Below are 13679 nucleotides of genomic sequence, written 5' to 3'. Positions count from 1 at the left end.
GGAGTCCGTCGGCGGAGACCACCACCGTGTGCGACACCCCGGGGGTGTTGTCCACGAAATTGGTGATCAACCAGTTCAGATTCTGCGCCGCCTGGCTCATCGGGCTCACACTAACGCTCCTGGTTGTAGGTACTACCCGGGCCACTGTGTCGATCGTAAGTGGCCGGTCCGTTCATGTCCGTCCCCGCGTTGCGTCCCTGAAGGACACCCCGCCGCAGGTTGCTCAACCTGCCGCGGACGTCCTCGGGGGCGCGGGAGACCTGTGGGCCGCCCTGCGGGGTCTGCTCAGCGGTCCCCTCCATCAGGTTCGCCTTGGGGACCCGCCGGGGCAGTCCGGAGGCCGTCACTCCACCGGCCTTCGGATCCCTCAGCCTGGTGGCCCGCTGCCAGCGTTCGTCGTTCGCCGAACGCCAGTCGTCGGAGCCGCCCGCCTCGCTCTGCGTCTGCGGTTCCTGCTGGACCTGCTGGGCCTGCGGGGCCGGTTCGGCCCGTGTGCCCGGCACGTCCTGCCGGTCCCGGTCCTGGTCCTGGCCCTGGTGGTCCGCGGGACGCCGGCTGCCGCGGCGCGGCAGGCCCGCGCCGGTCAGCTGGTGCTCGTGGTCGGTTTCCTGGGCGGAACCCGGATGGTCGAAGCCTACGCGGTCCCGGTCGTTCGCGGGAGCGCCCTGGGCAGATTCCGTATCCGCACCGTAACCGCCCGCATAGCCGCCGGAGTAGCCGCCCTGGTCCTGCCAGTCACCCTGGTGGGGCGGGGAGCCGAAGCCGCCGCCGTACGACTGCTGACCGGCGTCGGAGGTACCGAAATCGCCTTCCGCATATGCCGAGGGCCGGGGGTACTCGCCGGAGCGCTGGGCGCCGCCGTCCTGGTAGCCGTCCGCGGCGCGGTGGCCGTCGCCGTACTGGCCGCCGTCCCGGTAGCCGTTGCCGCCGCCGTACGCGGCCTCCGCGGAGGCCTGGTAGCCGCCCTGGGAGCCGTACTCGTCGTAGCCGGCACGGTCGCCGTAGCCGCCGTCCGGGCCGTAAGGGGCTTCCTCGCGGCCGTACGCCTGGTCGTCCGGGCCGTCCTGGCCGTCGCCGTTCCCGTACGGCGCCTGGCCCCCGTAGGGCTCCTGGGAGCCGTACGGGCCCTGTGCGTCCTCCTGGAGGGCGCCGTGCTGCCCGTAGCGGTCCTGCTCGTGGCCCTCGGGGCCGTAGTCCTCCGGCTCCCGGCCGTACGCCTGGTCCTGGCCGTAGCCGTCCTGGCTCCGGCCGTACGCCTGCTGCTGCGGGTCGCCGCCGTCCTCGTCGTGGTCCTGCAGCTGGGCGCCGAGCGTGGCGCGGCGCTCCTCGCGCATGAGGGAGCGGCCCACCGGGTCCAGCCCGGCGCCGTCCTGCTGCTCGTACCGCGAGTCGTCGAAGCCGAGCTCCGCCGCTGTCCGCATCGGGGCGGCCGGGGCCTCGTAGCCCTGTTGCTCGGGGATCATCTGCGAGACGGTGAAGTCGTCCATCACGGGCTCGCCGCCACCGCCGTGGGTGATCGCGTCCGGCAGCATGACGAGCGACGTCGTGCCGGCCTGTTCGCCGGACGGGCGCAGCTGCACGCGGATGCCGTGCCGGGCGGAGAGGCGGCCGACCACGAACAGGCCCATGCGCTGGGACACCGCGGCGTCCACGGTCGGGGGGTTGGCGAGCTTGTGGTTGATGTCCGCGAAGTCCTCGGCGGTCAGGCCGATGCCCTTGTCGTGGATCTCGACCATGACGCGGCCGTCGGGCAGCCGGGTCGCGGTCACGCGCACCTTGGTCTGCGGGGACGAGAACGTCGTGGCGTTCTCCAGCAGCTCGGCCAGCAGGTGCACGAGGTCGGTCACGGCCTGGCCGTGGATCTCCGCCTCGGGGACGCCCGACAGCTCGATGCGCTCGTACTGCTCCACCTCGGAGGCGGCGGCCCGCATGACGTCGACCAGCGGGACCGGCTGGTCCCAGCGCCGGCCCGGTTCCTCGCCCGCGAGGATGAGGAGGTTCTCGCCGTTGCGGCGCATGCGCGTCGCGAGGTGGTCGAGCTTGAAGAGGTTCTCCAGCTGGTCCGGGTCGGCCTCGTTGTTCTCGAGGTCGGTGATCAGGGTCAGCTGTCCCTCGATCAGCGACTGGTTGCGCTGGGAGAGGTTGGTGAAGATCGCGTTGACGTTGCCCCGCAGGAGGGCCTGCTCGGCAGCGAGCCGGACGGCCTCGCGGTGCACCTGGTCGAAGGCGCGCGCGACCTCGCCGATCTCGTCCTGGGTGTCGATCGGGATGGGCTCCACCCGGGTGTCGACCTTGCCCGGATCGGTGCGCGACAGCTGGTCGACCAGCATCGGCAGGCGCTGCTCGGCGATGCCGAGGGCGGCGTGCCGCAGCCGGCGCATCGCGTGGCTCATCTGCCGGGCCATGACGCCGGCCAGGATGAAGGCGGCGAGCAGGGCGACCACGACGATGCCGCCGTTGACGAAGGCGTCGTTGCGGGCCTCGTCGGCGATCGCGGCGGCCTCGTTCACCGCCTTGTCGAGGAGCTCCTTCTCCACTTCGGAGTAGCCCTCGAACTTGCCGGTCGCGACGGCCATCCACGCCTCGGGGGTGACGCCGCCGTTCTTGCGCTTCTTCAGCGCCTCGATGTCGTCGGCGTTCTCGGCCAGGCCGATCGCGTTGGCCATGCCGTCGAACACGGACTTCTGCCCGGAGGCGTTCTCCGCGACCGGCGGCTGCACACCGGCGGTCTGGAGGTCCTTGGCGCCGTCCTGGGCCTTGCGGGTCATGACCTCGGTGAGCCGCTGGACGTCCTCCTCGGTACCGCCGGAGACGAACTCGCCGATGGCGATGTTCTCCAGGTACTTGTACGAGTTGAACGCCTTGGACTGCTCGCGGAACACCGCGTCGTCCTTGCTCGGGCGCAGCAGCAGGTGCATGCCGATCGAGCGCTGCAGCGACTCGGCGGCCTTGGCGAGCTGGATGGCGTAGACGGTGCGGCCGTAGCTGGTGACGTTGCCGGTGCCCAGACCGAGTTCGTTGGCGAACTCCATCAGGTAGTGCTGGACCTTGACGTAGCCCTCTTCGGTCTGCACCGGGTCCAGGGCCTTGGTGTACGCGGCCTTGCGCAGGTCGCCGAGGGTCGGCTCCTCCTTGCGGAAGAGGTCGAGGCGGCGTTCCAGGCCCTGCCCGGAGGGCATGTCCTGGACGGCGGTGTCGAACTGCAGCTTGGCGGCGTCCGTGGCGGCGTACGCCTCCGTGACGGCCGCCGACTCGCGGTCGGTCGAACTGCTCGCCGTGAGGAGCGGTTCGGCGGTGAGGTCGCGCTCGTCGAGCAGCGCGCGGCCGTACTCGGCGGCGGCCTGGACGATCCGCGCGGTCTTCTCCGCGTCACGGGCCTCCTGCCAGGTGTCGACCGACGCGGACACCTGGAAGCCGCCCATGACCAGACCGACCAGCACGGGCACCAGCAGGATCGCGTTCAGGCGGGTGGCCACGTGCCAGTTGCGCGGGGACAGCCGGCTGGCGCTGCCGCCGCTGCCGCCGGCGGGGCCGGCCGGTGGGGGCGTTACGGGCGCGTCCGCAGGCGACGCCGCCGCGCGGGGGGTGAAGTTCCCCCGTGCCTGCTGCTCAGCGGCGCTCTTCGTGCTTCGCCTCACTCGACCAACAACCTCTCGGCGTCGGCACCTAGGTTGTGCCGTTCTTCTGTTCAGAGCCGTACTACTCGGAAGTTCGTGCATTGCAGCACGTAAAGCTGCTGCGCTCCAAACAGCCCGATCGGGGGATTACCCTCGGTCCACAGGGCCGATAAAACGGGCATAAAGAGCGAGCCCCGCCAAAAGGCGGGGCTCATGTGAGCGCAGCGGCATCGGATGGCTGCGGGTCGTGTCCGACCTGCCGCAATTCTCTGTCGAAACGTTATGAACGCGGCGGCGGGCCGTGTCCGAGGACACAGCCCGCTCACTGAATGCCTACGACAACTTCCGTATATGTACGTCTACTTGACTATCCGCTCCACGGAGTCGCCGAAGCCGGTCGCCCTACTTCAGCCTGGCCATGAGTGCGTGCTCGACCAGGGTGATGAGTGCGCTCTTGGCGTCGGCGCGGTGGCGGGCGTCGGTGGTGATGATGGGGGTGTCGGGGCCGATCTGGAGGGCTTCGCGGACCTCGTCGGGGGTGTAGGGCTGGTGTCCGTCGAAGCCGTTGAGGGCGATGACGAAGGGGAGGCCGCTGTTCTCGAAGTAGTCGACTGCGGGGAAGCAGTCGGCGAGGCGGCGGGTGTCGACGAGGACGACGGCGCCGATGGCGCCGCGTACGAGGTCGTCCCACATGAACCAGAAGCGGTCCTGGCCGGGGGTGCCGAAGAGGTAGAGGATCAGGTCCTGGTCCAGGGTGATCCGGCCGAAGTCCATGGCGACGGTCGTCGTCGTCTTGCCCCCGGTGTGCGTCAGGTCGTCGATCCCGGCCGACGCCGAGGTCATGACGGCCTCGGTACGCAGCGGGTTGATCTCCGAGACGGCGCCGACGAACGTGGTCTTGCCCACGCCGAAACCACCCGCCACCACGATCTTCGCGCTGGTGGTCGACCGGCCTCCCGTGGCCGTGCCACCGCTAGAGCTTGCGAAGTCCACTGAGCACCCTTTCGAGCAGCGTCACATCCGGCGTGCCGCCGGCCTCTCCATTGCCTGGCTGGTGGATCGCCACCATGCCCGCCTCCGCCAGGTCGGCGACGAGGATCCGGGCCACTCCGAGCGGCATCGACAGCAGCGCCGACACCTCGGCCACGGACTTCACCTCACGGCAGAGGTGGCAGATCCGCTGGTGCTCGGGCAGCAGCGTGGACAGGTGCGCCGGGTCGGCCGTGGTCGACACCAGCGCCTCGATGGCGAGCTGGTACCGGGGCCGGGTCCGGCCGCCGGTCATCGCGTAGGGACGAACCAGCGGCTGATCGCCCTCGTCCCCGTACGACGCGTCGTGCAGCGACGCGCCGTAGGGATCGTGAGAGGCGGTGGGCGGGGTCATGAATCCTCCGGTCGTGACAGCAGGTGGTCTGATTGCCGTCTGACTGGGCCGGTGGGGGGCCGGATGGGGCGGCCGACGGGTGGTAGCGAAGACGACACAAGACAACAGGCGGGTATGGATGGGGCATACCCGCCTGGTCCGCTAGGTGATCAGGTTCCCCTGGAGCTCCGCGCGGAGGTCCGGGGTCAGGACGCTGCCGGCGCGGTCCACCAGCAGCGCCATCTCGTAGCCCACGAGGCCGATGTCGCACTCGGGGTGGGCGAGCACGGCCAGCGAGGACCCGTCGGAGACGGACATGATGAAGAGGAAACCGCGTTCCATCTCCACGACGGTCTGGTTGACCGGGCCGCCTTCGAAGATCCGGGACGCGCCCTGGGTCAGCGAGGTCAGCCCGGAGGCGACGGCCGCCAGCTGGTCGGCGCGGTCGCGGGGGAAGCCCTCGGACATCGCCAGCAGGAGTCCGTCGGCGGAGACCACCACCGTGTGCGACACCCCGGGGGTGTTGTCCACGAAGCTGGTGATCAACCAGTTCAGATTCTGCGCCGCCTGGCTCATCGCGCTCAAAACTCACGCTCCTGCGGGTGAGTGTTGCCGACACTGAAACTGCCCGTGTTGCCGGAACCGGCCTGACGCCCCTGCTGGATACCGCGCCGCAGGTTGGTCAGGCGGCCCCGCACGTCGTCGGGGGCCCGGGACACCTGCGGACCGGTCTCCTGCGGAGTGTCCTGGGCGGTGCCCGGTACCAGGTTGGCACGGGGCACCCGGCGGGGGAGACCCGAGGTGGTCACCCCGCCGGCCTCGGGCTTGCGCGCGCGCTCCGCCTGGCGGCTCAGCTCGTCGTTGGGGGTGATCCGCCACGAACCCGTGGTGGACGCCGCGTCGGAGCCGTGCGCCTGGCCGTTCTGCTGCGCGCCCGGGCCGTGCTCCTGGCCGAACGCCCGTCGCCCGGCGGGACCCGCGCCCTGCCCGAACCGGTCGCGGCCCAGCGGTGCGGGGCGGCCGCCGGCCGGGGCCGGCAGCGACGGTGCGGTACGGCCCTGGGCCGGCTGCTGGGGCAGGGCCGGGGTCGGCATGGTCTGGTCGTGCATCGGGTACCGGTCGTCACCGCCCGGCCGGCCCTGGCCCTGCGGCGCGGGGCGGTCCTGGCGGCCGGGGCCGGACTGCGCCGGGCCCTGCTGACCGGGCTGGCCCTGCTGGCCCTGCTGGCCGTGGAACCAGTTGGTCTCCAGGGTGTCGTACAGCGGCGTGCGGCCCTCGGAGGGGTTCCCCGCCGGGGGCAGCGCACGGCTGTCGTCCTGCGGGGCGCCGAAGTCGGCGCGCGGCAGCGCGGCGGTGGACGCCGGGTTGCCGGCCTGGTCGCCCCGGGCGCCGTTCTGGTCCGGGCGCGGGCCGTCGAAGTCGGGACGCGGGAACTCGGCGGTGGAGCCGGGACCCTGCGTCTCGGCCGGGAGCTGGGCGAACCGCCCGGTGGAGCCGGCCGGCTCCTCGTGGCCCCGCGGGCCCTCGGGGCCGCGCTGGTCGGTGCCCCACCCCGCGGCCCCCGGCTGAGCCGAACGCTGCGGGTGCCCGCCACCGGGCTGCCCGCCGCGGCCGCCGGCGGCCCCGGGCATCGGCTGCCGGTCCTGGCCGCCCTGCGGGTGCTGCGCGTTCTGGCCGCCCTGCCACATGTCGGGTCGCGACTGCGTGCCGCCGCCCGCGCCGGCTCCGGCCTGCGCGCCGCGCCCCGCGGTGTCGCCGAAGGCGCCCGCGTCACCGTACGACCTGCCGGGGTCGCCGTACGAGCCGCCCGCGAAGCCGCCGCCCTGGCCCTGGCGCTGCGGGTCGCGCGGAGGCTGCTGCGGCTGCCGGCCGGGCTGGCCGCCGCCCTGCATGCCGTTGCCGCCCTGCACGCCGCCGCGCTGGCCGGCACCCGGGCCCATGCCCGTACCCGTGCCGGAGCCCGCGCCGTACCGGTTCTGGGAGCCGGGCCCGCCGGCACCGGGACCGCCCGTGCCGCCCGGCAGGCCGGCACGCGAGCCGCCCGGAGCACCGGCCAGGCCCGTGCCGCCGGGGGCACCGCCCGGACGGGCCTGGCCGCCCTGACCGCCGGGGACCGCGGGGGCACCCGGAGTGCCGGGGGCCGGCTTCTTGCCGCCCTGCGTGACGTCGACCGGCAGCATGACCAGCGCGGTCGTGCCGCCCGAGTCGGACGGGCGCAGCTGGATCCGGATGCCGTGCCGCAGCGACAGGCGGCCGACCACGAACAGGCCCATGCGGCGGGAGACGGAGACGTCCACGGTCGGCGGCGAGGCGAGCCGCTCGTTGATCGCGGCCAGGTCCTCGGGGGAGAGGCCGATACCGGTGTCGTGGATCTCGACGAGCACCCGGCCGTCGGGCAGCGCGTGACCGGTGACGCGCACCTTGGTCTGCGGCGAGGAGAACGACGTGGCGTTCTCCAGCAGCTCGGCCAGCAGGTGGACGAGGTCGTTGACGACCCGGCCGGCGACCTCGGTTCCCGGGACGGAGGCCAGCTCGATGCGCTCGTACTGCTCCACCTCGGAGGCGGCGGCGCGGAGCACGTCGACGAGGGGAACGGGCCGGGTCCACCGGCGGCCGGGCTCCTCACCGGCGAGGACGAGCAGGTTCTCGCCGTTCCGGCGCATGCGGGTCGCGAGGTGGTCGAGCTTGAACAGCGAAGCCAGCTGGTCGGGGTCGGCCTCGCGGGACTCCAGCTCGGAGATCAGGGACAGCTGGCGCTGGATCAGACCCTGCGAGCGGCGCGAGAGGTTGGTGAACATCGCGTTGACGTTGCCCCGCAGCAGGGCCTGCTCGGCGGCGAGGCGGACCGCCTCGCGGTGCACGTCGTCGAAGGCCGCGGCCACCTTGCCGATCTCGTCGCGCGAGTGCACGCCGACGGACTCCACGGACGTGTCCACGTCCTGCGGGTCGGCCTCGGACAGGTGCTTGACCAGCTGGGGCAGCCGCTCCTGGGCGACCTTGGTCGCGGTGTCCTGGAGGCGGCGCAGCGACTGGACCATGGAGCGCGCCACGACGAAGGCGCCGACGAGCGACACGCCGAGGACGAGGAGGATCAGCGCACCGTTGATGATGGCGTCGCGCTGCGCCTCCTGGCGGAGCTCACGCGCCTTCTCCTCCACCTTGCTGAGGAGGGTCTCCTCGATGGTCGTCATCATCTTCAGCTTGGTGTCCGACTCGTCCGTCCAGTCCAGGAACGAACGGGCGGGCATGTTGCTGAGGCCGTTCTGACCGCGCAGCACGCGGCCGGCGTACTCGTCGGCGGCCTGGATCGACGGGTTGCCCGAGTTCAGCGGGGCCAGCAGCGTGGAGGCGTCGCCACCCGCGGACTCGTAGATCGAGCGGAACGACTTGAGCTGCGCGTTCTCGTTGACGCGGGCGTCCTCGGCGTACTGCCGGTCGTTGACGTTGAGCTCGCGGTTCTTGCCCGAGACGGCCGACTTGGGGAGCGCGGCGGCGATGACGGCGCGCTGGATCGAGGCGTACTCCTTGGCCGAGGAGAACGCCGCAAGCGCACGCGTGCGCTTGATCATGTCGGGGTTGCTGGTCGCCTGAGCCATGTCCTGGGACAGCGTCAGCAGCGACTCGATCAGCCGGTTGTACTTGCCGACCGTCGCGGAGCTCATCCGGCCGTCCGCGTAGGCCTCCTTGCGGATGGAGCCGATCGTGACGACCTGGTTGGCGATCTGGGTGACGTTGGCGCGGATGCTCGACAGCGCCTCGTCGTCCTGGGTGTCGCCGATCTCCTGGGTGGCGTCCAGGAACGCGCGCTGCGCCGCGTCGGTCTCGCCGCGCGGCTGGGTGATCTTGAAGTCCGTGACCGGGTAGCCGTTGGCGAGCGGACCGGCGGTCAGGTCGCGCTCGCTCTGGAGCGCCTGGGCGAGGTAGTGCGCCTCACGGGTGAGCTTGGTGAGCAGCTGCATGTGGTCCAGCTGCTCCATGTTCTCCATGGACTCCTGGATGCGGAGTCCGCCCAGCGAGGTCGCGGCGACCACGGGGAGGGCGAGGAGGGAGACCAGTCGGGTGGAGATGCGCCAGTTGCGCAGGGCTATTCGGGAGCCGGTGTCACCGGGCGCCTTGCCCTTGCCGCCCTTGGCCGGCTTCGAGTTCTTGGCGTCCTTGCCGCCGCCCTTGCCGTCCTTGCCGTCCTGCGCGGCCGTGTCGGCGGACTGGCCCGGACCCTTGGGGAGCGCGGGGGGCGCCGAGTCGGGCCGGGACTTGCCGGCCGCCCGGGCGGCCCGTCCTGCGCGTGCGGCCTTCAGCGCGCCTGCCGCGCCCGTCGCCTCGCGCCCGCCGGTCGCCCCGCCGGGGGAGCGTGCGGCGCGGTCCCCGCCGTCGCCGGCAGGTGCCGGTCCCGGGTACGGGGAATGCTGGGGCGAAGTGCCGCGGTCGGTCCCGCCGCGCGGCTCCTGCTCCGCCGCAGCGCTGCCATCCCTCTTGAAACGTCCCTGCACTAGCGTCGCAACCTCTGGACCAGGCGTCCCTCCGCGCGAACGGAGAAGACGGTGTCGGCGTTCATCGGGGGCGTGTGACCACGCCCTTCCGTCTGGGTGACCGGCGCCGGAATCCCCCCTTCCCCGCCGCCGCTCGGCGCTGCCTCGCGCCCCAGCTCGCCGGTCTCCATCCGCGGCGGTGCGTGGAATTCCAGCACAGTGCCGGATCTCCAACAAGGGCGGCGGGTACCCCCGTGGGTGCCATCACCTCCTGTGAGGGTGGGGTCACCTGCGGTAGAGGTCTTTCACGGAGGAAACGGACTTTTGGTGCACGCGTGAGTGACTCAGGACGTGCCCCAGTCGAGATGATCAGCGGCGGAATGGCAGATTCAATGGGGTGATGTCCGTTTTCGACGGTCTGTTCGGGCGTCTGACATGTCCGTTTTGGGCAATGAGTGGTGAGCAAACTCACACGCCGAGCACCATTTGTTCACGGTATTGGCAGGGAATCCGGTGTTTAGCCTGACGCCCTAGAGTGACGGGCGTCCGTCAACCGGCGCTCTTCCAGCGGCGCCCCGCACCCCGAGGTCTCAGCCCACCCATGAAGACGACGAGCTCCAGCATCGCCAACCCCCGCCGCACCACCCTCGCCCACCTGGCGGACGCCTCCGGACTCGGGCGCGGCACGGCCCCCGAGCACGCGGCCGAGCTGCCGGCCTCCACCGCCAACCCGCGCCGCACCGTGCTCGACACCGCCCCCGCCCCGGCCGCGGGATAACGGGGCAGGTGGGCGCCCCCTCCCGCGTTAGCCTGGAGCGTCAGACTCCAGTCAGCGGAAAGTAGGGGGCGCAGGCACCCGTGCGCATCGCCAGGTTCTCCATCGACGGCCATGTCGCCTTCGGCGCGGTGGAAGCGGTCAAGGGCGACGACGTCGCCCCCGGCACAGCGGCCGAGGGCGACCTCGTCCTCAACATCATCAAGGGCATCCCGTACACGGACTTCGAGCTCAGCGGCACCAGGGTCCCCCTGAACAAGGTCCGCCTCCTGCCTCCCGTGCTCCCCAACAAGGTCGTGGCCATCGGCCGCAACTACGCCGAGCACGCGGCGGAGCTCGGCAACGAGGTGCCCGAGGTGCCCGTCGCCTTCTTCAAGCCCGCCACCTCCGTGATCGGCTCCGGCGACGCCATCGAGTACCCGTCGTTCTCGAACGAGGTGCACCACGAGGCCGAGCTCGCCGTCGTCATCGGCCGCATGTGCCGCGAGGTCCCCCGCGAGCGCGTCAAGGACGTGGTCTTCGGCTACACCTGCGCCAACGACGTCACCGCCCGCGACGTCCAGCAGCGGGAGAAGCAGTGGGCCCGTGCCAAGGGCTTCGACACCTCCTGCCCGCTCGGCCCCTGGGTGGAGACCGAACTCGACCCGCACGACCTCACCATCCAGTGCACGGTCAACGGCGAACAGCGCCAGCTGGGGCGCACGAGCGACATGATCCGCTCCATCGAGGACCTGGTCGTCCACATCACCGAGGCCATGACGCTGCTCCCGGGCGACGTCATCCTCACCGGCACCCCCGCCGGGGTCGGCCCCCTCACCGTCGGCGACGAGGTCGCCGTCACCATCGAAGGCATCGGCACTCTCACCAACAAGGTGATCAAGCGTGGTTAACTCCCCCGACCGCTCCGTCCGCGTACGGTTCTGCCCGTCCCCGACGGGCAACCCCCACGTGGGCCTGGTCCGCACCGCCCTGTTCAACTGGGCGTTCGCCCGGCACCACGGCGGCACCATGGTCTTCCGCATCGAGGACACCGACGCGGCCCGCGACTCGGAGGAGTCGTACCAGCAGCTGCTGGACTCGCTGCGCTGGCTCGGCCTCGACTGGGACGAGGGCCCGGAGGTCGGCGGCCCGCACGCCCCGTACCGCCAGTCGCAGCGCATGGACACCTACCGCGACATCGCCGGGAAGCTCCTCGCCGGCGGGTACGCCTACCACTGCTACTGCACCACGGAGGAGCTCGACGCGCGCCGCGAGGCCGCCCGCGCCGCCGGGAAGCCCTCCGGCTACGACGGCCACTGCCGCGAGCTCACCGCCGGGCAGACCGCCGCGTTCGAGGCGGAGGGCCGCAGCGCCATCGTCCGCTTCCGCATGCCGGACCAGCCGATCACCTTCCGCGACCTGGTCCGCGGCGAGCTCACGTTCACCCCGGACAACGTCCCCGACTACGGCATCGTCCGCGCCAACGGCGCCCCGCTGTACACCCTCGTCAACCCCGTCGACGACGCACTCATGGAGATCACGCACGTCCTGCGCGGCGAGGACCTGCTGAGCTCCACCCCGCGCCAGATCGCGCTGTACCAGGCGCTGATCGAGCTCGGCGTCGCCAAGGCCGTGCCCGAGTTCGGCCACCTCCCGTACGTGATGGGCGAGGGCAACAAGAAGCTCTCCAAGCGCGACCCGCAGTCCTCGCTGAACCTCTACCGGGAGCGCGGCTTCCTGCCCGAGGGGCTGCTCAACTACCTCTCGCTCCTCGGCTGGTCCTTCTCCGCCGACCAGGACGTGTTCACCGTCCCCGAGATGATCGGGAAGTTCGACATCGCGGACGTGAACGCGAACCCGGCCCGGTTCGACCTGAAGAAGGCCGAGTCGATCAACGCGGACCACATCCGCATGCTGGACGAGAAGGAGTTCGCCGCGCGCTGCGAGCCCTGGCTGCGGGCCCCGCACGCGCCCTGGGCGCCGGAGGACTTCGACCGGGACGCCTGGGAGCGGATCGCCCCGCACGCCCAGACCCGTCTGACGGTCCTGTCCGACATCACCGCCAACGTCGACTTCCTGTTCCTGAAGGAGCCCGTCGAGGACGAGGTGTCCTGGCAGAAGGCCATGAAGGGCGAGCCGGCCGCCCTGCTCACCACCGCCCGCGCCAGGCTGGAGGCGGCGGACTGGACGAGCCCCGAGTCCCTGAAGGACGCCGTCCTGAAGGCCGGCGAGGAGCACGGCCTGAAGCTCGGCAAGGCGCAGGCCCCGGTCCGCGTGGCCGTCACCGGCCGCACGGTCGGCCTGCCGCTCTTCGAGTCCCTGGAGATCCTCGGCAAGGACCGCACCCTGGCCCGCATCGACGCCGCTCTGGCCAAGCTCACCGCCTGAGCGTCCCCGCCGTACGCCCCCGTGGGCGGCGCCCACACGGGCCGCCGCCCGCGGGGGCGTCTCCGCAGGCACCCCCGCGTGCCGCCGCTCAGTGGGCCGGCCGTGCCGTACGGGCCCGTCCCCGCACCTGTCCGGTCCTGCACAAACGCAGGACCCGTCCGCACCCCCGGCGGTACGGTCGCAGCATGGCCATCCGCGCCGTCCTCTGGGACATCGACGACACGATCTTCGACTACGCGACCGCCGACCGCGCCGGCATGCGACGCCACCTGCGCGACGAGGGACTCGACGACACGTTCGGCACCGTCGAGGAGGCCCTGATCCGGTGGCGGGAAGCCACCCTGGAGCACTGGGCGCGGTTCTCGGCAGGGCAGGTGACCTGGGAGGCGCAGCGCCGCGACCGGGTGCGGACGTTCCTGGGCCGGGTGCTGGCGGACGAGGAGGCCGACGCCTGGTTCGCGCGCTACCTGGCGCACTACGAGGCCGCCTGGGAGCTCTTCCCGGACACGCTCCCGGCCCTGGAGCTCCTCGCGGGCGACTACCGGCACGGCGTGCTGTCGAACTCGTCCCTCCACAACCAGGACCGGAAGCTGCGCGTCCTGGGCGTACGGGACCGGTTCGAGGCCGTCGTGTGCGCGGCCGACATCGGGATCTCCAAACCCGAGGCCGCCGCCTTCCACGCCGCGTGCGACGCGCTCGGCCTGGCGCCGTACGAGGTCGCGTACGTGGGGGACCAGCCCGACATCGACGCGCGGGGGGCCACCGAGGCGGGTCTGCTCGGCATCTGGCTGGACCGCGCGGGGGCGGGCGGGAGACCCGAGCTGCAGCGGATCACGGGCCTGGAGCAGCTGCCCGCGCTGCTCCGCGGTGATACCCGTTTTGGAGCGCAGGACACCTTCGGGTAATGTTCTTCCTGCGCCGAGGGGAGCGGGCCGAGAGGCCGGAAACCCGAAGCGCAAGCCGAGCAAAAATCCCCCAGGGGGTTGCGTTCCGGTGGCCTATGGTGTAATTGGCAGCACGACTGATTCTGGTTCAGTTAGTCTTGGTTCGAGTCCAGGTAGGCCAGCGGGATCATGAGAATGGTCCAC

The 13679-nt window shown here is 71.7% G+C and carries 9 protein-coding genes, 1 tRNA gene and 1 pseudogene; 5 read left to right on the top strand and 6 right to left on the bottom strand.

The genetic code is table 11. The annotated features are described in order from the left end of the window. From BJP40_RS35600 to BJP40_RS16145, 6 genes and pseudogenes are all read right to left on the bottom strand, one after another. Positions 1–145 (bottom strand): annotated as a pseudogene (locus BJP40_RS35600) (roadblock/LC7 domain-containing protein); the annotation flags it as partial. After that, complete coding sequence (locus BJP40_RS16165; protein ID WP_071280966.1) at positions 111–3638, bottom strand: nitrate- and nitrite sensing domain-containing protein; 3528 nt, start codon at positions 3636–3638, stop codon at positions 111–113. The gene BJP40_RS16165 and the pseudogene BJP40_RS35600, both read right to left, overlap by 35 nt. A 381-nt stretch (positions 3639–4019) precedes the next feature. After that, positions 4020–4610 (bottom strand): ATP/GTP-binding protein, encoded by a 591-nt coding sequence (locus BJP40_RS16160; protein WP_079169385.1) that lies wholly within the window; start codon positions 4608–4610, stop codon positions 4020–4022. Continuing rightward, positions 4591–5001 (bottom strand): DUF742 domain-containing protein, encoded by a 411-nt coding sequence (locus tag BJP40_RS16155; protein ID WP_071269903.1) that lies wholly within the window; start codon positions 4999–5001, stop codon positions 4591–4593. The genes BJP40_RS16160 and BJP40_RS16155 overlap by 20 nt, the downstream gene beginning before the upstream one ends. A gap of 141 nt (positions 5002–5142) precedes the next feature. Continuing rightward, positions 5143–5556 (bottom strand): roadblock/LC7 domain-containing protein, encoded by a 414-nt coding sequence (locus BJP40_RS16150; protein ID WP_071269905.1) that lies wholly within the window; start codon positions 5554–5556, stop codon positions 5143–5145. Positions 5557–5561: 5 nt separating this feature from the next. Next, the gene (locus BJP40_RS16145; protein ID WP_079171221.1) at positions 5562–9470 is read right to left on the bottom strand and encodes a nitrate- and nitrite sensing domain-containing protein; all 3909 of its coding nucleotides are present in this window, start codon (positions 9468–9470) and stop codon (positions 5562–5564) included. Positions 9471–10050: 580 nt separating this feature from the next. Between BJP40_RS16145 and BJP40_RS34355 the strand changes: the two genes are divergently transcribed. The 5 genes from BJP40_RS34355 to BJP40_RS16125 all read left to right on the top strand — a co-directional run bounded on the left by BJP40_RS34355 (position 10051) and on the right by BJP40_RS16125 (position 13657). Next, on the top strand, positions 10051–10227 hold the full coding sequence (locus BJP40_RS34355) for a hypothetical protein (RefSeq protein WP_175499966.1): 177 nt from the start codon (positions 10051–10053) through the stop codon (positions 10225–10227). 80 nt (positions 10228–10307) lie between these two features. Continuing rightward, a complete protein-coding gene (locus BJP40_RS16140; protein ID WP_071269909.1) occupies positions 10308–11114 on the top strand; it encodes a fumarylacetoacetate hydrolase family protein in 807 nt (268 codons plus the stop codon). Beyond that, a complete protein-coding gene (gene gltX / locus BJP40_RS16135; RefSeq protein ID WP_071280965.1) occupies positions 11107–12591 on the top strand; it encodes a glutamate--tRNA ligase in 1485 nt (494 codons plus the stop codon). Before BJP40_RS16140 ends, gltX begins: the two co-directional genes overlap by 8 nt. Positions 12592–12776: 185 nt before the next feature. Beyond that, positions 12777–13496 (top strand): HAD family hydrolase, encoded by a 720-nt coding sequence (locus BJP40_RS16130; RefSeq protein WP_071280964.1) that lies wholly within the window; start codon positions 12777–12779, stop codon positions 13494–13496. Positions 13497–13585: 89 nt separating this feature from the next. Beyond that, a tRNA-Gln gene (locus BJP40_RS16125) sits at positions 13586–13657 on the top strand. The last annotated feature ends 22 nt before the right edge of the window (positions 13658–13679 follow it).

The organism is Streptomyces sp. CC53, assembly GCF_001865245.1.
In the GTDB taxonomy this organism is placed as follows: Bacteria; Actinomycetota; Actinomycetes; order Streptomycetales; family Streptomycetaceae; genus Streptomyces.
The sequence above is the reverse complement of the archived record's forward strand: the minus strand, read 5'-3'. Positions and strand labels throughout refer to the sequence as shown.

Coding starts and splice junctions, on each gene's coding strand:
- BJP40_RS16155 (WP_071269903.1), bottom strand. CDS start 5,001: ATGACCCCGCCCACCGCCTCTCACGATCCCTACGGCGCGTCGCTGCAC.
- BJP40_RS16150 (WP_071269905.1), bottom strand. CDS start 5,556: ATGAGCCAGGCGGCGCAGAATCTGAACTGGTTGATCACCAGCTTCGTG.
- BJP40_RS34355 (WP_175499966.1), top strand. CDS start 10,051: ATGAAGACGACGAGCTCCAGCATCGCCAACCCCCGCCGCACCACCCTC.
- BJP40_RS16130 (WP_071280964.1), top strand. CDS start 12,777: ATGGCCATCCGCGCCGTCCTCTGGGACATCGACGACACGATCTTCGAC.